This is a genomic window from Comamonas sp. A7-5, assembly GCF_039581385.1.
GTDB lineage: Bacteria > Pseudomonadota > Gammaproteobacteria > Burkholderiales > Burkholderiaceae_C > Comamonas > Comamonas thiooxydans.
This window is the reverse complement of the sequence record NZ_JBCPWO010000013.1, coordinates 44,113-62,872: the sequence shown is the minus strand read 5'-3', so window position 1 is coordinate 62,872 and position 18,760 is coordinate 44,113. Positions and strand designations below refer to the sequence as shown.

Here is an 18,760-nt window from a genome sequence, read left to right as displayed (position 1 = left end):
TAAGATTTCAGTTTGTTATTACCTAAACATCTGAAATCAACCAAGAGGACCCTACACATGGCACGTACCGTTCACTGCATCAAGCTTGGTCAAGACGCTGAAGGCCTGGATTTCCCTCCTGCCCCTGGCGAGCTGGGCAAGCGTATCTATGAAAGCGTGAGCAAGCAGGCCTGGGCCGACTGGCTCAAGCACCAGACCATGCTGATCAATGAAAACCGTCTGAACCTAGCCGATGCCCGCGCCCGCCAGTATCTGGCTCGTCAGATGGAAAACCATTTCTTTGGCGGCGGAGCCGATGCTGCAGCCGGCTATGTGCCTCCCAGCGCCGAGTAAGTTCTTCTGACTCGGACACCAAGCCCCGTGGCCCTGCCCCGGGGCTTTTTCATGTGTGAATTCGCAGCCGTAGCGGCGATGTCGCACGGCCGCTCCGCGTGTGCCCGGGTCACCGAGGACGGCCTGCCGATCGCGGCGGGAGCTGCGTCGGACATCCTCTCCTTATGCCCGGCTCCATCCGTTAATTCCTCCCGGTGACCCAGCCCACAAGAGATACTTGAAAATCCGCATCCTGCGACAATTCGCCTCGCGTGCGGCCCGTTCCATTTCAATCAATGCCACGGCCCCGACCGTCGCCCCCGAGCAGTTGATCGGCTCCCCCGCTGACACATCCATCGTCCATGGTTCTCGATCCCTTCACCCTGCTCGTCCTCTCCGCGGCCATGGCCGCAGCCTCGGCGCTGTACCTGGCTGCGGAATGGAGCAGCGTCCGCGAACGCTCGCTGCTGCTCTGGAGCGCGGGGTTTGCGATCATCTCCGTGGGCAGCGTGCTGGCCCTGCTGCGTTCCAGTGGCCATGTGTTGTTCGGCATCTGGTTCCCGAACGGCTTGCTGATCTCAGCCCATTGGCTGTTCCTGGTTGGCGTTGCCGGATTCACACGCACTAGGCTGCCGCGCACCTGGTGGCTGCTGGCCGTCGTTTGGCTGGCGATGCTGTTTCTGCCCGACGGGCCCTGGTGGTCCAAGACGATGCTGGGCATCCAGTCGCTGATGATTGCCGTCATCACCTTGCGCGCCGGCCTGCTGCTGCGCCCGCATGGCGCGGCGCTGAGTGTGGGTGCGGCGCAGCTGCGCTTCGTCCTGCTGGCACACGGCCTGTTCTACCTGGCCAAGGCCGGTTCGGCCGTGACACCGGACGCTTTCGTCAACCTGGCCAGTTTCCGAGGCGCGGTGATTCTGGTCTCGCTGGTAGAAAGCGTAATGGCGATCATGCTGCTCGCGATGTCCATGACCGGCACCGAGCGCCATCGCCGCGAAGAGCGCATCGCACAGATCGCCGCCCGCGATCCGCTGACCGCCCTGGACAACCGCCGAGCGCTCTATCTGCGCGCACCCGAGCTGCTGCGACAGGCCTCGCCAGCCAGCCCAGGCGCCCTGCTGCTAATCGACATTGACCACTTCAAGCAGGTCAACGACCTGCACGGTCACGATGCCGGCGACCGCCTGCTGGTGACCCTGAGCGACCTCATCCGAGGCTTGCTGCCCCACGGCGCACAGGCCGCGCGACTGGGCGGGGACGAGTTCGTGATTCTGCTGCGCAGTGTCTCCGGTGCCGTCGCACAGGAGCTGGGACAGAACCTGCGCGAGTCGTTCGCGCAGCAGGCGCGCGCCATGTTCGCAACGCCGGAGCCAGTGTCCCTGAGCATCGGTGCAATCTTGTTCGATCAGCCCGAGACCGAGCTGTCACATTGGCTCAAGCGGGCCGACGAAGCCCTCTACGCATCGAAGCGCAAGGGACGGGACCGGATGGAACTCGCCCCGCTTCCGCCAGGGCGGTCGCAATGATGCACCCTAGCCTCGACAGGGCGTTGTTGCATAAATAGCTATGCCGCCAGCCGTAGGCTTGCTGCATGATCCCAGCCAACAAACCTCGCTACCAAACCACGAACTGGAAACAGTACAACGCGGCACTCAAGGCACGTGGTTCACTGTCAGTTTGATTGGACAAGCACATGGCCTGGTTTGCCGCTGGCAGCGGCAAACGCGGACGTAGTCCGAAGTTCTCTGATGCTGCCATCCAGTTTTGCTTGACCCTTAAAAACTTGTTTGGCTTGGCGCTGAGGCAAACCACTGGTTTGGTGGAGTCGGTGCTTCAACTGTGCGGCCTTGCATGGCCAGTGCCCGACTTCAGCACCCTGTGCAGGCGACAGCGAGATTTGAATGTCCAGATTCCGTACTCTCGCAGCAAAGCAGGCTTGCACCTTCTGGTTGACTCAACAGGAATCAAGTTTCTGGGTGAAGGCGAATGGAAGTGCAAAAAGCACGGTGCCGAATATCGCCGTCAGTGGCGTAAGTTGCACATAGGCATCGATGCCGACACCTTGCAGATTCGGGCAATCTGTGTGACGAGCAACAACGTCAGCGATGCCTCAGTGCTCTGCGATTTGTTGGAACAATTGCCACCAGATGAAGCACTTAAAGGTCTTACTGGTGATGGTGCTTACGATACACAGCCCGCCTACGAAGCGATCATCAGGCGCGGGGCTATACCCATCACTCCTCCACGCAAGAATGCACGAGTGCGCAGGGGAACAGTTTTTGAACACCGCAATGCAGCTATTGCTGTGTGCAGGCGCTTGGGACGCAGTATCTGGAAACGCTGGATTGGCTACCACCGGCGAAGTCTGGTGGAAACGAAGATGAACTGCATCAAAAGACTGGGTGAGCGAGTGATGTCTTGCACCTTTGAACGCCAAGTCAACGAGCTGCACATCCGAGCAGCCATATTGAATCGATTTACTGAACTGGGCCGTCCTCAGACGGCAGCCGTGGCATAGCCACGGCCGGGGTATGGGGTCACTCGCCTCAAACTGGATTTATGCAACAACGCCTCTTTGAGTTAAACGGCTACAGCCAGCCTAGACTTCCCGTTCGCGGCCTCGTGCTGAACGGGACTGCTTCTGGCCGAACGCTGCCATAACAGGCTGAGGTGGTCGGTTCAATGAGAACACCCAATTCGACCCGTTTCTCACGGTGGGTATCGATTGGCGGGAATATTTGCTCCATTGGACGCATCCAATGTGTAGATCCATTGATTGCGAAGGAGTGAATCATGGGCATAGAGCACAGCAAAATCCTCGAGTGCGAAGAGGTTGCACAGGGTACGATGGCATTCCATCTCGCCAAACCGGCGGGGTTTGATTTCCGCCCTGGGCAGGCGTTTGAAATCCAGCTGCCGGGCGCGCTCCCAGGGGAAAGCAAAGAGGAGCGATGTCACGCATTCTCCATTGTCAGCGCGCCACACGAGAGTGAATTGGTGTTTGCCACGCGGATGAGGGACAGCGTTTACAAACGCGCTTTGGGAGCTCTACCCGTAGGTTCAGAGTTGGATATCGATGGACCATTTGGTTCGCTGACCTTGCATAAAAACACGGCGCGAGCGGGTGTGCTCATCGCCGGTGGGATTGGCGTGACGCCGTTCATCAGCATGCTTCGAAACGCTGCAGTGCAGCAGTCACAGCAGGATTTGCTTCTGCTGTATTCCAATCGTCGTCCAGAAGATTCGGCATTTCTCTCTGAGCTTCAAGCTCTCGAAAAGAAGAATCCAAAATTCCGGCTCAAGGCCACCATGACGGATATGGCGCACTCTGCCGTGGATTGGAGTGGTGATACACAAACGATCGATAGAGAGTGGCTCCAACAGGCCATTGAGGGCTTGGCTAATCCGATCTTTTATGTTGCTGGCCCACCTTCCATGGTGGCGGCAATGCAGCAGTTGCTGTTATCAGCCGGCATTGATGAGGACGATGTTCGTAGTGAGGAGTTCTTTGGATATTGATTTGGCAGACTCACCCTGATCAAGGGGAAAGTCTGCCATGACGCATTTGGATGCAGCCGCTTGGCATACCTGGCCAGACTCTTACCAGTGCAGATAGAACATGGCCTTGGCCAGCAAGACAATGACCAGCACATGGCAGAACACGCTCAGATGCAATCGGTGCGAGCGTCGCCCATTAAGTTGTCCTTGGCGGCGCCACCACATGGCGCTGGCGAAGTGCGCAAGCACGCTAAGCGCAAGCGCAATCTTGAGCACCATCAGCATGCCTGTACTGCTGGCCAATGGGTGCGCCAGTACCGAGCGGTGCTGCCAGGCCAAGCCCGCTCCCGCAAAATACAGCACTAGCAACACCCAGGGCATGACGGCGGTGGCGCGTGTCCCCAGCGCCTGCTCCACGGGGAGCATGTGCTGCTTCGGCACTCGGCTGTGCACGTTGGCCAGCAGCACGACTTCGAAGAACACTGTGCCTGCAAACGCCACGGCGGCCAGCAGGTGTAGTGTGATCAGCAGGCCATAGCTCATGTCTGGGCCTTCTCTCTTGACAGTCGTATGGCAGGAATCAACGGCACTGCGCTGACAGACGTTGGCGGTATCAGGTCCGCAAGAGTGAAGCCATCTAGATGCGCCATGAAGCTGTGCAAAGCTCCTTGCAACATACCAGCGAGGCGACAGTCGCCGGTCAGCGTGCACCGGTTGTCGTTGCCAAAGCATTCCACCAGCGTGAAGTCGGACTCTAGTCCACGTATCACTGTACCGATATGGATCTGCTTAGGTTCACGGGCGAGGCGCATGCCGCCTCCCTTGCCACGTACCGTCTCTATCCAACCCTGCAGGGCCAGCTGATGCGTCACTTTCATCAGATTTGCCTCGGAAATGCTATAAGCCTGCGCCACCTCGGAAATCGTGCATAGGCGCTCTGGCCGCTGGGCCACATGCATGAGCAGCCGCAGCGCATAGTCGGTCATCAGGGTTAGACGCATTGAGTGATCTCGTTCAAACAGATTTTCTGGACTTGCTGGCGACATATCCTGATGGTTGAGCCGCTGAGAGTCCAGCTGGTGGCAGGCGCGGCCGAATCAGCAAGGGCGCAAATCGCCATAGGTACAAAGCAAAGGCCAGCACCCATGCAAGCGCCGAGGCATGCAGCGCGGCTTGAGGGAGCCCCGCAGGCAGAAGTGCCAGCAGGCGCAGCAAAGCGGCGGCAAGCACCAGCACATACATCACCACGATGCTCCCATCGGCGCGCAATGGTCGCCCCAGATGGCCCAAAGCCGTACGTGTCACCATGCCGATTATCAGCACCGCAAAGCCGGCCACACCGATCACATGGACCGGCCAGGCCAAGCGCAATACCCAGCCGCTCGCCTGGAACGCTGCCACCAGCAGGCCCGTGCCCAAGGCCGCATGACCCAGATACAGAATCCACAGCAACGGCACCTGACGCACAGCCCAGGGTTTCCAGGCCAACACCTGCCATAGGGTGACTAGTCCCGTGACAGCCAATGCGGTCACCATACCCGACACCCATCCCAGCAACAGGCAGACAATGCCAAGCACGCCAGCCCAGAGTTGCCACTGCCCGCTGGCCGTATGCATGGGAATCTGCAGATCCGTCACCGCCCGCATTGCGAAGAATGGAATAACGCGCCGCGCAACCAGTAGTGCAATCACAGCCATGCACAGCAGCCCTGTATAAAGGTAATGCATCAGCGTTGCGTAGTCGCTGCCTTGCCATACCGAGCGCAGAAAGAGTGCATCGGCCACGCCCAGACCTGACACCAGCAGCGGCAGGCCGTAGTTGCGTCGGCTGCGTGCTGCATAGATCACCCGGCCCAGCACTACGGCAGCGGCGGCGAAAAACAGCAGTTCGCACACTACGGCAAAAGCAAAAGCTGTATCACCCACCACCAGGAAACCCACGCGCGCCAGCAGCCACAGTACGCACAGCCCGCCCAGCGCCCGTCCTTGAATAGGGTTGCTTCCAGTCCAGTTACTAGCCGCCGTGAGCAGAAAGCCCACGGCAATCGTCGCCACAAAGGCCCACAACATTTCGTGCGCATGCCACTGCACGCCGCCCAAACGCCCCGCAAGCCACTGTGGCACGAACACCCACAACGCGACCGACACCGCAGCCCACAGACAACCGGCCATGTACAAGGGCCTGAAGCCAAGCTCCAGTAAGGCTTTCCACTGGGGTGCAGGAGCCTTGGGTTGGGGCACAAACTCCATCGGCTCCTCGATCTGCAGCAGCTCAGACATGGCTCACCACCGCCGGTAGTGCCTTGGGATCACGGCTCATCTGGTAGCCCGACCACAGGCTCTGTGCAATACGGCGCGCCGCCTGCCACGCTTGATCAGCCATGGCGCGGTTGGGTTGCTCGGCCAGCGTGATCTCGAACAGGCCCAACCAGCGCTCAAACAGCTCTAGGCTTAGACCCGGTAGCGCAGCATGCTTGGGCATAGGGGCCCCTGAAAAGCGTGCTGTGCGTCGCAAAATGGCCGACCAGAAATCCACCAGCTTGGTCAGATGATGATCCCAGTCCGCTATACGTGCATCGAAGATGGGGCCGAGCACCTCGTCCTGGCGTATTCGCGCATAGAAGGAGTGCACCAAGCTGACGACCTCCTCTTCAGTGCAAAGCTCATGAATCCTCATTGCACAATTCCTTTCGCTGTCGTTACCGCACATAAGATTCATTAATTATGTATCTTATAGCTAGACATGTCTCTAGGTGCATGGTGTTGTTGCTTTACAGGGACTTCCTGTCAATGCAAGCGCTGATCAGTAACTTTTGACGGACCTGTCTGTCAAGGCGATCCAGGTGCTTGAAACGAGGAACAGACTGCCCATCTACAGACGGGGTTAGGCACGAGGTGTGCGCCCCCAGAAACAAACCGCGCAGCAGGGCTCCATTCAAATCTCGTAGAGAGGACGCGCAAGCCTGCACTGAACCAGACAGGGTCCGGCCGCTAGGCTCCAGAAAATACCTGAGCGGGGGCTTGAAACCGGAAGCCGGCGGCAGCTTCCGTTCCTGGGCACCGACAGCTCAGCTCGAAGCCTTGGCCAGTTGCTGCAGCTCAAGTTGTCTGGCAGCACTGGCTTCGAGGTTTGCACGCTCTTCATCCAGATAGCGGTAAATGCTTTTGAGGTCGGCGATTTTCTGCCTGATCTCCGCCATCTTCTTTTCAATGAGTTTGGCGCCGTCAGCACAATCAATCGTCTTGTTCCGCTGCGCATCCAGGATCTGGCCTATTTCCCCCAGCGAAAAACCCATGCTTTGCGCGCGCTGGATAAAGGTCAGATCCTGCAGGGTTTGCGCAGTGTAGACGCGATAGCTGTTGGTTCGCCGCGTCGGCGAGATCAGACCGATTTGCTCGTAGTAACGCAAAGTATGGCGGCTGGCGCCGCTGCGGGTTTCAAGTTCGCCGATTCTCATCAAAATACCGCTTGACTATAGAGTTAGGTCGACACTTTACATTTGATTTCTCACCTTACCAAGGAGCAGGAGAATGAACGTGGAGTGCTTTGTCACGGGAGGGACCGGCTTCATCGGTCAACATTTGCTGGCAAACCTGAGTGCCAAAGGTCACACCGTCCGGGTGTTGATGCGCCGCCCAGAACGGCTGGCTGCACTGCGAGAGCAAGTCGACAATCTGGGAGGAATTGCCACCCGGATATTTGCCGTTGCAGGCGACCTTGAGCGGGACAACCTCGGGCTGAGTCCCGCCGACCAAGCAGTGCTAAGGCAGGCCCGAGTCGTATTCCACCTGGGTGCCCACTTCGCTTGGGGGCTTTCATTGGAGCATTCTCGTGCGGTCAATGTAGAAGGGGCAAAGCGCGTGGCGCTGTTGGCGACTGAGCTAAATAGCCGCTTGGTGATGATCGGCGGCTATATGCTGAAGAATCATGAACATCTGCTTCGCATCGGAATTGATCCTCGTCATCCAGAGCTGACCGATTGGCCTGCCGTCTACCGACACGTCGGTGCTTACGAGGCGAGCAAGCTGGAAGCGCACTTTGCGACCCTGCAGGTCATGTCCACCAAGGGTGGGGAAGCTACCGTAGTTCACCCCGCGACGGTCTGCGGCCATAGCCGTACCGGACATATCCTTGACGGTCAGCCGCTGGTGGCACTGATACGCAATCTTGCGCAGGGAAAGCTGGCTGCAGTGCCCGGCACTGCCAAGCATTGGCTGCCACTGGTCACCGTGGATTACCTGGTTGAGTTGGTGGCGGCTTGTGCTTTCGATCCTGCCATGGTGGGCAAGGAACTGCTGGCGCTTGATGACCAAAGCCCCAACTTGCGGGAGCTCTTGGGACAGGTGGCACAACCCATGGGCTTGAAGCCTCCCAGGTATCACATCTCACTGCGATTGCTGAAGTTGCTGCTGAGTATTCCGCCCGTCGCGCGGTTCTTGAATACAGACGCCGAAGCCTTGGACTTTATCCAGACCACTCGCTTTGATACGGCGGCGGTCGAGCAATTTGCCAATAGGCATGGAATAGCCAAACCGGATATAGGTCAGGCTTTGCAGCACACTGCAATGTTCGTCAACTCATATTGCATGACCAAGGACAGGACTGCCTGACATATTCCTTGGGGCAGCAAACAACATCAAGATCCAAGGTGGTCGTACGGAGCAGTAGGGCGCGGTCTCGGGCTCGTCGCAGATGTGCGCTTGCATACGCCCGCAAGGGTCTGCTGCACCATTTCGGCACACGCAGAAGCAGTCATCCAGATGATGTCGGACATGACAACAGATCGCATGGCCGGTCTGGGATGGAATCGGTATTCAAGGCTGACCGACAAGACGGCTACCGGCAGGAGAGGTCATCCCCCCCGACAAATTGGACGCGCACTCACGACAGCGGCCATACAGCGTAATTTCATGGCTATCTACCAGAAAACCAGGTGGCGCCAAGCCCGCCAGGTTGCCGGGACAGGCATGTACATCGAAAACCCGCTGACAGACTGTGCACTGAAAATGGTGGTGGTGGCCGTGGTGAGCTACCTCGTACATGGGCGTGCGCTCAGGCAAGTGGACTTCATGAAGAAAACCCTCTTCAGCCATCGCTTTGAGCGCTCGGTACACGGTCGCAATCCCCAGCCCAGGTAGCGTTGCCTGCGCCAACTCCAGCACCTCCTGTGGCGCAAGCGGCCTGTCGGCCTTCGTCATGGCCTGCTCAATAGCCGCGCGCTGCTTCGTGGATCGTTGCTTGGAGGGGGTCATTGTGGCGAGGCTATGTCATGGAAGCGGGGATGCGATATTGTGCCCTGGCTCGCCCCTTGAGCGGCCCCTACAGGTACTTGAGCCAAGTGATGTCGCGTCGACGCTGCTTGAATGCAGCAAACCAGCGAACGACGGGATACAAGGTCACGGCCAGCAGCGCCGAGATCACCCATAGCCAAAGCAAACTGCTCAGCCCGAACAGTTGTCCCTGGTTGGCCCCCCAGACCGCCATTGCGCTCAAGTACATGAACTTGAGCACGTACAGATGCAGCACATAAAAAAACATAGGCGCGGCCCCCAGCGTGGCCAGAAGCAGCAGCCAGCGGCGGCCTGTGGCTTTCTCGAACGCTCCCAGCAGCAGCAATCCGATGCCGAGCGTCAACAGCAGGAACAGCAGTGAGGGCGGATACTTGGTGACGTTGAACCAGGACATGACCGTGCGCAGCGTATCCGCACCGGCCAGCCAAGGTGCATCGCCATACAGGTTCAGCGTGCGCAACAGCGCAAAGCTCAGCAGGCAGCTAATGCCTGCAACGAGCAGATGGTGTCTGCGCCGTGCCGGGTCACAGGCTTTGCCAAACCACGGTCCGATGCCGTAGCCCAGGGCGATCACACCAATCCAGGGCAGCAAGGGATAGGACGTACGCAGTTGCAAGCCCGCCAGATCCAGCCAACCACGGTCATGCAAGATTGCCCAGGGAATATGCATCACGTGATCCGCCGGGAAATGCAGGCTGTCGAACAGGTTATGGCCTGCTACCAGCACCAGGCCCAATAGCAGCAAGGCCTTGCGTGGCAGCCACACCAGCACCGACAGGGCCAGCATGGAAAGACCAATGGCCCAGATCACTTGCAGGAAGATCTTGGCGGGGGGAAATTGGAAAGTCCAGGCGAAGTTGACTACCGTCACCTCCAGCAGCACCAAGAACAGGCCGCGCCGCCAAAGGAAGCCTGACGCTGCACTCGCCTGACCCGCCTCGGCATGGCGGCTGGCATACAGATATGCCCCCAAGCCTGTCAGAAACACAAACACAGGCGCACACAAATGGGCCAGCATGCGCGGAAAGAACAGGCCGGGCGCAGTGTCTGCCACCACCATCGGGTCCGGTACTTGCAGATGCAGGTAAAAGGTTTCACGGACATGGTCGAGCAGCATGAACAGCATGACGAGACCACGCAGCGCATCGATCGATTGCAGACGGCCAGCACTCGCTAGCGAAAATGGAGAAGGTGACAAGCTGCTTACTTTATTGATATTGAATTATCACTATCATATCAATTCTATGTTTACCCGCACATGGTTTCAGCTCTTCCCTTCCAACAAGCAAACCATGTGTCCAAGAACGCAGGAGCACATGCACGCTGTCTTCCCTGAAAAACCTATCGAGACCTCCCGCCCCACCCTCTGCTGCCCTGCAATCGTCGCGGCCTTGCTCCTGGCCAGCGGCAAGGCCTTCGCCATTGGACAGGACGAAGCCAAAGGCTTTGCCGAGGGCAGTTCTCTCATCATGCACAACCGCATGCTTTCAGAGCAACTCGACTATCAAAATGGCAGCAGCTTTCGCGCCGCAAGTGGGCAAAGAGGCCAAACCCTTGCGCGCGAATCGGCCTACGGGCTCATGCTCAATTACGAATCAGGCTACACACGGGGCCTTGTTGGAGTGGGGCTTGATACACATGCCTATGGGGCCCTCAATCTAGGCACCGAAGCGAACCATGCACGCGCAACACCTCGCTACGTGACCAGGAATGGACAAGAGATTGCCGATCGTTTTGGGCGCGCCGGCGCTGCGCTGAAAATCCGAATATCAGCCACCGAACTGAAGGTGGGCGAGATGCGGACCAGGTCCCCGCTCTTCAGTTCGTCCGATACTCGATTGCTGCCTGAAAGCAATCGAGGCTGGCAAGTCATCAGCACAGACATCCCTGCGCTCACACTGCAAGCCGGACGCTTTACCGGCTGGGCTGACCGCAACGCCCGCAAGAACGGTGCCGACCTGCTGGCCAACTACTCGGGCGTGACCAGCAGCTCCTTCAGCTTTATAGGCGGTACATGGGTCACTCCCATCACCCACCTGACGCTCAGCAGCTACTACGGGCAATACGCGGACAACTGGAACACCGCTTATCTGGGAAGTTTCTACAAACTTCCTCTGCCAGATAAGCGTTCACTCTCGTTCAATCTGAATATCTATCGCAGCACCGATACCGGCAGGGCAAAGTCCGGCGTCATCGACACCACCACCTGGAGCTTGATGAACAGCTACGCCATAGGAGCTCACAAATTCGGACTCGGCTACCAGAAGGTCCGCGGGAACAACCCGTTTGACTATGTGAATCGCGGCTCCATCTGGCTGGAAAACGCGATGCAGCTGTCCGACTTCAACGGTCCGCGCGAAGCCTCCTGGCAACTCAGGTACGACGTGGACCTGAGCTCCATTGCAACCCCTGGATTGAGCGCTGGCGTGGCCTACACCAGAGGCTCCGGTATCGACAACAGCCGTCTCAACGCAGTGTATGCCAGCCACCTCGGCTATTCGGCGGCCAACGGCAAACACTGGGAGCGAGACATTCAGGTTCGATACACGGTGCAACATGGGGCGGTGAAGAATCTGAGTTTGCAGTTGCGCTACGGAGTGCATCGAACGAATAAAGCGCAAGGTGAAGCCAATATGAATCAGCTTCGACTACAAGCGGAGCTTCCATTCAAGGTCCTGTAAACCTGAACGAACTGCCTGATGGGCAGCAATCAGTGATTCATTGCCGCCTCTTTTTCTTCCGATACCTGGCATGAAGCGGTCGATGGGGAAAGTTCACGGCCGACCGCTTTCGAGAGCATGAGTGAAATAGAGGTCCCGGCCACAGGCCGTCGCTGGAGGCATGCGAAACTGACGCTCGGCGCAGGCATCGGATATCGGATGGCGATGAGGAAGTACATGCAACCGAAGGGCGCGCAAGCGATCTTCATCCGAAATGAGAGAAGATGATCCACCCACGCTTGGGAATGACGATCAAGCCAGACTCATGCCCAGTTGCATAGAAGGAGCCTGGTTCTCTCAACGCCTCATCGATGCCGCGCTGCATTTCGGAGGGAATATCCGAGCACCCCTCGTTCATACCGGTCAGCCAGCCGTTTCGAACTATTTCGTCCTTCGGCTCAATGTAGGGGGTTTCCTTCCAGTCACTGTATTCACGCGCTTTATGCCGCCTGGCCTGCTTGGCATCTCTTAAGGCATCGAGCCCATTCGTGCGAATGCGTTCCAGCGAAAGCCCATTCATTTTGTAGATAGCTGCTCCGCAACCTTCTCTCAAGCCGCCGCTGTCCTCAACAAACAGTAGTTCTTCAGTCTCGATCGCCTGAGGCAGATAGCCTTCGTACCAGTAGCTATTGAGGCCAGCGCAGCCTCGGGTTGCAAGGAGCAACGCAGCCACCATTGAAAGTGCCATCAAACTGAGCTTCATTGCGCCTCTCATATCGTCTTCGGGTAACCCTTCAGTCCAGTCGCCCCCATTCTGCGGTCGGCTTACCCAGTCCGTCAGCCACTCTATGTCCGTATCCTTGTACTTGCGCATTTCGTGGATCGGCGGTGTTAGCCCCCCTGAGAAGGGCCTGCCCCCCGGCTTTCATGCACCAATCCATCACAACCCATTGAGTAGATTGGATTGGATTGGCTTGAATTTCCAGAAAACGAAGTTTTGCAGAGGCCCCCTCATGCTTATTTCACCAGTTCACGCCAGCTAATGCGTCTACCCAGCGGCTTGGGTGAAGCATAGGGAATGTCAATATCCAAAGGCCTGTCCCTGTTGCCCGTCGTCGATATGTGATCGGTTGCCTTGCCATCGCCGGTGGTAGTGGTGGCATGTCCCGAGATCGTTGAGCCATCCACAATGATCGATACATCGCCCTTGCCATCCGGCCCTTGGATCACGGCCTGACCAGTGTTGAAGTTCAGGTAATTGATCCAGCCATAGCCGCCCGCCAGGCACACATCGGGTGAAGGCACGTTGCTGGCGATGACCAGGGTTGTGTTGGCCAGGCGCATGTCAATATTTACGCGTTCGCCTGAGTCGGGCAAATCTACGTACCAGCCCTTGGCATCATCCTTGCAGTCAGTCGAACTGCCCAAGCACCTTATCGTACGCGTGCGCTGGCCGCCCACTCCGGCGCTGGGCTCCAGCAGCATCTGCTTGAGCCGGCTGCGCAGCGACTCCCCCGAAGTGCTATCCATGTTGTCATCGAAGCCATAGACGCTTTGCGTACCCTTGTCTGCAAGATCGGATGAACCATACAGCCTGCCGGTGCCCACCAGGATGCGCGGCCTCTCGGTAGCGGCAGAAGTGGGTACCAGTTCAATGCGCGTGGTGATGGGCTGGGGATTGCTGCGCTCGTCCACGAGTTGAACCACCTTCTTCGCGCTCATGGCTGAGCCGTCCTTTTTGAACTCGAAGCGCCAGATATTGCCTTCCAGATCGCCGCCGTACAGCAGCTGGGTAGTGTTGTCGATGGCTGGGTTGCGCACGTAGTTGTTGATCTCCCTCAGGCCGCTGCCTGCCGTGGCAATCGTGTGGATGATGCTGCCGTCGTTGGCATCAAGCACATAGAGATACCCTCTGTTGTCGATGTTGTTGTAGCCCGAGGTCAGGAACACTGCCCAGCGGCCATCAGGCAACTTGGACACCAGTGGCCGCCCAAAGCTGTGACCCATGGTGGAGATGGTCGTGCTGTTGACCTCCCACAGTGGCTTAGGGTCCTGCGGGTGGGTGATATCCAGCGCATAGTAGCCCTTGCCGCCCTTGTTGAATCCGCCCACCAGGATGGTTTTCCAGGTGCCGCCGGCCTGGATGTCGGCCATCACCGCAGAGCCGTCCACGAAGTAGCGGTGACCGCCCTCATAACTGGTGCTGGCCAGCCTGGGCAGCTCCGGCATCACGGTCGTAGGCACAAAGGCCCAGGCCTCGCGTGCAGCGGTCTGCACCTGCTTGCGGCCTTCGATGCCGGAGGCACTCGGGTCCACCTCGGCATAGAAGGCATGCAGCATGCCATCGTTGCCGCCCACATACACCATCGGCGTGCGGCCGCGCTGGGCCAGCCTGAAGGCGCTATGGCCTGCATCCCGGTACTTGCGCAGTGGCTCTCCCACATACAGCGGCTGGGACCCGATGATGTCCCCCAGCCTGCTCTCGCGCGTACGGTACAGCTTGCTGTTGTGGTCCTTGGTGAAGCCCTCCTTGCTCTGGTCGCCACGGATGAAGTTCACCAGATTCTGGCCCAGAGCCTCCTGCTGTTGCGCTTGCGACATCTGGTCGTACTGCGCCAGGCGGCTCGCGGCATTGGTGCCACTGAAGTGGCTTTGCAGGCTGCCCAGTTCGCTCCATGTGAAAGATTTTCGCGTCCTGCCGTCCATGAAATAAATGGTACGGGGGTCGCCGGCCTGATCACGGGCATCGAGCCTGGCGCGTGCCGACCAACCATCAATCTGTGTGCGCTGGCCCGATTGCGGATCGATCTTGTAGGCCAGCAGATCGCCAGACCATCGGCCGGTCTTGTAAGTGGCGCCGTAGGCGTAGTGGCCGTCGGCATCGACCAGTGCAGAGGACACCGCCACGCCGGCGCCAGATCCCATGGCGGCGCGGATGTCTGTAAACACCTCGCTCAGGCCGGCCTCGATGGCTTTGGGATCATTGGCACTGAAGTACAGGCCCCGGCCATTCACGGCGGTATGCCAGAAATCATCGATGGATTGCCGTTGCTCGTAGTTCGACGTGCCCTCAGTGGGCCAGATCGGCCAGGTTTTTTTGCCCGTGCGCAGGTCGGCGAAATCGCCCGCACCATTCTTGTAATTCTTGTCGTACTTGAGCGTCCCCGAAACGCCCATGCCAATGACATAGGTGCTCATGTGCTGCCATGTCGCCTTGTCATCCTCCGCTCCGTTACCTGCGGGCTTCACCACATTGTCGCTGTCAGGGCGAAGGTCGGTCGCATAGTAGTACTGGGCCACGTCGGCCAGCGAGTTGGTGCTTCCCCCTTTGGCATCTTGCATGTTCAATTCTTCGCAGGGCAGCTTGCCACAGCTCGTGTGGGTCGCGGGAAGCTGTGTCCATGGGGGCGTTCCTGGCTGCGGCCGCCCGTTCGGGGGTTGCTCAAGCGGCTCCAGTGCAACCCATTCCTCAGGTGCATAGCATCTTGCAGGGGACTCCAGGTCACCGCTGAAGTCAATTCGCCTACCCGTCGACAGTGTCCCCGTCTCGACCGTGCCGGTCATTATCTTCTTGTCGGACCAATACTGGCCCTGGTAGGTCTTCTTCCTGCCAAAAACTTTCTCGCAGGTCCCCGCAGGGCAATTGGCGGGTTTGTCGACCACGATTTCGCTTGTGGGTTGGCCCACGCCTGCGCAGTCCGTCACCTTTTTCGTGCTCGCGTTGTAGCCTGGGACACAGCCTTCACCCTGGAGCACTGCGACGGTGTGGGGGCCATCCTTGATACATTGGATTTCGACACCATTGCCAGCCGTGCCCTTGCTGGCCTCGCAAGCCGCAAAGTCCGCTTCGGACTGCAAGTAGCTCAGTCCGCCGCCTGCCCCTTCATCGACCTTGAGACAACTGCTGGTGGTCCAGCCATTGGCTTGCGTTGGATTCCCGCCCCCATCCAGCCCAGGCAGCGAGGATTCGCAGGTGCCGTAGGCCATGTCTGTGGCACTGGAATGGTTTGTACAGTCGGTAACTTGCTTGAAGCCTATCGATGATTCCGAGCAGGAAGGCACGGATTTGCCTGGCTCGGACTCACTGGTGCATATGGTCTGCGTCCAGTTATTGGTCGCCGAAGCCGCGCTGGCAGTGCACTGATTCGTTGCAACGTCAACCGGATCGGTGACATCAACAGTGCACCAGCTGACAATACAGCCATTTTCTGCCGTGGCAGCCTGTGGCGTGCAGGTGCCTGGTTCCTTGGGGCCGCCCGCCGGGGTTGCAATGCCCTCCATGCCTGGCGCTGGCTTGCACGATGGCGGGTCTGTGACTTCGCCTTTGTTTTTGCACTCGCGGCCGATCCAGCCATTGCTTGCCGAGGGAGCCTCAGCCGAACAGGTCTGCGCAGGCTGCCATTCACTGGTTTTTGTCTCGCAGCTCAGGCCTTCCGTAACAGCTGTCCGGCAGGAGTAGTAGCCCGGCGCAACCGGACCGCTCCAAGTGCTCGGCAAGGGTGTGCATTCATGGAAATATCCGTCCGCATTGGGCCCGGGTTTGCAAGAGCTCGGAGGAACAGTCGCGACCGAAACAGGGTCCCCACGGCTGCCGCACTGGGTATTCATGCGCTCCGATGTGTCAGCAATGGGACCCGGGGTACAGGATGCGGCCCACTCCTGGCCAGAAGACTTTGTGCATTCTGAATACAGGTTGTTGCTCGATGCATCCAGCACGGGGGTGGTCGTAATTTGGCAGCTATTGTCCGTGGCCGATCCGGCCGACACTTTCACGCAACTGGTCGTCCTGAATCCGTTGTCCTTGCTGGACGGCACCGATTTGCATTCGTCGGCGGTGACGTATTTTTCTTCCTTGTGCGTGGTGTCGCAGTTGGAGAACTGCACCATTGAAAGAGGATTGCCAGCATGGCCTTGCGATGCAGCAATGATTTTGTCCCGCAGGTCCGGGTGAATGGTCCCGCAAGAGGCAACAGGCCCGGAATAAGGTTCGACCCAGGTACCGTCACATTGGATGAGCCCCAGTCCCTCCACATACTGGCCATTTCTGCCGCAATATTCCTTTGCGCTGACTTGTATGGGCTCGGTCTCGCACTCGACCTTGAAGAATCCGTCCATACCGGCAGAGCAGGACCGCACCACTTCCCACACCTTGTCGTTGCCCTCCGGCTTGCAGCCGCCTGGAAATGGATCGCACACCGTTTTGTCGGTGGTCTTGAGGTCCTGTTCGACCACAGGGTTCTTGTACCAGTAAAAATAGCGCTTTTGCCGGGTCTGAATGGCCAGGGCCGAAGCCCATGGCGTCTGTGTTTGCGTACTCCAGGTGGTGGTAGCCTTGTAGCGGTATTGCTCCTTGGTGACATAGTCCCAGGTAATCAATTGTCGGTAGAGCTTGCGGGTGACCGTGTCTTTCCTTTGCGAATTCCAGTAGGAGCGGACGCGCTTGGGCCATAGCAGCTCCTCCTCTAAGTCGCTGATTTTTCGGAAGCGCTCTCGCAGCGTATTCGTGCTTCTCTTCGCCCATCGAAGAGTGGCGGTGCTCCACTGCTTATGGAGAACGTCCTTCTTGACGATCTTTTTGTAGGTGGTCTCGGTCTTGGTGCCGCCCCCTGGCGTCGTCACCTTCCAGCCCAGTTCGCACTGTGCCAGCTTATAGCTGACGCTGGCATCGTGTACGTCTTTGGTACCGCCGACCGAGCCATCGAAAATGGGCCGCGGGCGCAGTCCATCGGCATCAGTCAGCGATGCTGGCGGGCCGTCCTGCTGGCCTACCAGGGTTTGGCCATCAAGCTTCACAGGCCCTGCGCTCTCTTGCCCGATGTTCCAGTACCCATCAGTGGTGACAATCGCGTAATGGCGCTGGCAGGCCGACACCACGGGGTCGACGAAGGGCGTCATGCTGGCATTGATGCTGTCGCTTTGGCCTGCATAGTAGCGGCCCACGCGAGCCAGCGCCTCGCGGGCAGGCGAGGTGCCGCCGGTCTTGACCGTCTGTGTGGCCTCGAGCCACTGCCGCTTGCCCTCTGTGTTGAAGTCAGCAACCGGTAGAAACTTGCTGTGAGGCCCGGCACCGGGATTAGCCACGGTCAGAAAGCCGATGCGAAAATTGTCGTTCAGTGTGGAAAAAGCCAGGCTGACCGACGACTTGGCCATATTGATGCGCGTGCGGTAATAGCTATACCAGTTGGCGAAATTTTGCCTCTGGGCGGCTGGTATGGCTCGGCGTGTCCAATATCCGTCTGGGCCGCCGCCTCCATAGATGTTGGGGCTGGAAATGTCGACGCGCAGTGTGCCGTCGTCCACGCGCGCTGAGTTATAGCTCGAACTGCTGCTGATCTTGTTGCAAACACCGATTTTTTCGGACGGCTCCTCAAAGTGAGGCTCCGGTCTATAGCCTGCAGAGTATAAATTACGCCATTCAAAGAAATAGGCTGGCTGGACGGGATCTTCATATAGCGCCCTGCGGCGGGTGTCGTTGTCGTAGGCCTGAAAATTTCTGGAAAGGTCTACCGTGCCCAGCGACTGGTCGTAGCCGTCCTTCCAGGCGTTCTCAAACACAGGCGCATCCATGTCCCGGCCATCAGGCCTCTTGGGCAGCACATAAGTAGTTTGCGGGTTGTAGTACAGCGTATTGCATAGCGCGCTTTTGTAGCCGACGGGAAAGTAGGTGGTGCTGTCCTGCTCCCAGTCGTCGGGCATGTGAGTCCACTTCATGGAGTCAGAGGTGTCCAGAAGCAGCATCACGTTGGGCTTGTTCTGATCGGCCATGATGCCCAGCGGCGTATCCGATATCTGCACGACATCCTGGGCCGGAGCTTCGGCCACGGCCATGCGGCCAGCGAAGACCAGCATGCCCAAACCGATGAACCCTGCCAGCGATGCCGCTACGAATGGCCGCAGCCTGTACGTCAGTTTCTGGTGCATCTCGAACCTCCCTTTTCCAATCTCGGGTAGCCCGAGTGTCTGTCTGCCTGTCTGCCTGTTGGTCTGCATTCATGCCG

General features: G+C 58.5%; 14 protein-coding genes and 1 pseudogene. 6 read left to right on the top strand and 9 right to left on the bottom strand.

What is annotated here, in order from left to right:
• Positions 1–57: 57 nt before the first annotated feature.
• The 4 genes and pseudogenes from AAIL67_RS19130 (at position 58) to AAIL67_RS19115 (ending at position 3,831) form a co-directional block, all read left to right on the top strand.
• Complete coding sequence (locus AAIL67_RS19130; RefSeq protein ID WP_003053502.1) at positions 58–333, top strand: oxidative damage protection protein; 276 nt, start codon at positions 58–60, stop codon at positions 331–333.
• Positions 334–674: 341 nt separating this feature from the next.
• On the top strand, positions 675–1,838 hold the full coding sequence (locus tag AAIL67_RS19125; protein ID WP_343484580.1) for a GGDEF domain-containing protein: 1,164 nt from the start codon (positions 675–677) through the stop codon (positions 1,836–1,838).
• A gap of 65 nt (positions 1,839–1,903) precedes the next feature.
• Positions 1,904–2,830: pseudogene (locus AAIL67_RS19120) on the top strand (IS5 family transposase).
• A 275-nt stretch (positions 2,831–3,105) separates the two neighbouring features.
• The gene (locus tag AAIL67_RS19115; RefSeq protein ID WP_343484579.1) at positions 3,106–3,831 is read left to right on the top strand and encodes an FAD-dependent oxidoreductase; all 726 of its coding nucleotides are present in this window, start codon (positions 3,106–3,108) and stop codon (positions 3,829–3,831) included.
• Between the two features lie 81 nt (positions 3,832–3,912).
• Here AAIL67_RS19115 and AAIL67_RS19110 read toward each other — a convergent pair whose 3' ends face one another.
• The 5 genes from AAIL67_RS19110 to AAIL67_RS19090 all read right to left on the bottom strand — a co-directional run bounded on the left by AAIL67_RS19110 (position 3,913) and on the right by AAIL67_RS19090 (position 7,268).
• The gene (locus AAIL67_RS19110) at positions 3,913–4,353 is read right to left on the bottom strand and encodes a membrane protein (RefSeq protein WP_034379846.1); all 441 of its coding nucleotides are present in this window, start codon (positions 4,351–4,353) and stop codon (positions 3,913–3,915) included.
• Positions 4,350–4,811, bottom strand: coding sequence for an Rrf2 family transcriptional regulator (locus AAIL67_RS19105; RefSeq protein WP_003066673.1), 462 nt, complete (start codon positions 4,809–4,811; stop codon positions 4,350–4,352). The genes AAIL67_RS19110 and AAIL67_RS19105 overlap by 4 nt, the downstream gene beginning before the upstream one ends.
• A gap of 13 nt (positions 4,812–4,824) precedes the next feature.
• Positions 4,825–6,090 carry an NnrS family protein gene (locus AAIL67_RS19100; RefSeq protein WP_343484578.1) on the bottom strand — a complete coding sequence of 422 codons (1,266 nt, stop codon included), beginning with the start codon at positions 6,088–6,090 and terminating at the stop codon, positions 4,825–4,827.
• Positions 6,083–6,487 carry a group III truncated hemoglobin gene (locus AAIL67_RS19095; RefSeq protein ID WP_003073223.1) on the bottom strand — a complete coding sequence of 135 codons (405 nt, stop codon included), beginning with the start codon at positions 6,485–6,487 and terminating at the stop codon, positions 6,083–6,085. The genes AAIL67_RS19100 and AAIL67_RS19095 overlap by 8 nt, the downstream gene beginning before the upstream one ends.
• Positions 6,488–6,878: 391 nt before the next feature.
• The gene (locus AAIL67_RS19090; RefSeq protein WP_343484577.1) at positions 6,879–7,268 is read right to left on the bottom strand and encodes a MerR family transcriptional regulator; all 390 of its coding nucleotides are present in this window, start codon (positions 7,266–7,268) and stop codon (positions 6,879–6,881) included.
• Between the two features lie 73 nt (positions 7,269–7,341).
• Between AAIL67_RS19090 and AAIL67_RS19085 the strand changes: the two genes are divergently transcribed.
• Entirely contained in the window at positions 7,342–8,421 is a 1,080-nt protein-coding gene (locus AAIL67_RS19085; protein ID WP_343484576.1) for an SDR family oxidoreductase, read from the top strand.
• Between the two features lie 204 nt (positions 8,422–8,625).
• On the opposite strand, the gene AAIL67_RS19080 is transcribed toward AAIL67_RS19085, so the two are convergent.
• Both AAIL67_RS19080 and AAIL67_RS19075 read right to left on the bottom strand, forming a co-directional pair.
• A complete protein-coding gene (locus tag AAIL67_RS19080) occupies positions 8,626–9,063 on the bottom strand; it encodes a transcriptional repressor (RefSeq protein WP_343484574.1) in 438 nt (145 codons plus the stop codon).
• Between the two features lie 67 nt (positions 9,064–9,130).
• A complete protein-coding gene (locus tag AAIL67_RS19075; RefSeq protein ID WP_343484573.1) occupies positions 9,131–10,300 on the bottom strand; it encodes a heparan-alpha-glucosaminide N-acetyltransferase domain-containing protein in 1,170 nt (389 codons plus the stop codon).
• Positions 10,301–10,418: 118 nt separating this feature from the next.
• Here AAIL67_RS19075 and AAIL67_RS19070 point away from each other — a divergent pair, with 118 nt between their 5' ends.
• Positions 10,419–11,783 (top strand): OprD family outer membrane porin, encoded by a 1,365-nt coding sequence (locus tag AAIL67_RS19070; RefSeq protein ID WP_343484572.1) that lies wholly within the window; start codon positions 10,419–10,421, stop codon positions 11,781–11,783.
• Positions 11,784–12,027: 244 nt separating this feature from the next.
• On the opposite strand, the gene AAIL67_RS19065 is transcribed toward AAIL67_RS19070, so the two are convergent.
• Together AAIL67_RS19065 and AAIL67_RS19060 are read right to left on the bottom strand one after the other, a co-directional pair.
• Positions 12,028–12,525: a hypothetical protein gene (locus tag AAIL67_RS19065; RefSeq protein WP_063664254.1), complete on the bottom strand. Its 498-nt coding sequence runs from the start codon at positions 12,523–12,525 to the stop codon at positions 12,028–12,030.
• A gap of 254 nt (positions 12,526–12,779) precedes the next feature.
• Complete coding sequence (locus tag AAIL67_RS19060) at positions 12,780–18,683, bottom strand: PilC/PilY family type IV pilus protein (RefSeq protein ID WP_343484571.1); 5,904 nt, start codon at positions 18,681–18,683, stop codon at positions 12,780–12,782.
• Positions 18,684–18,760: the final 77 nt, after the last annotated feature.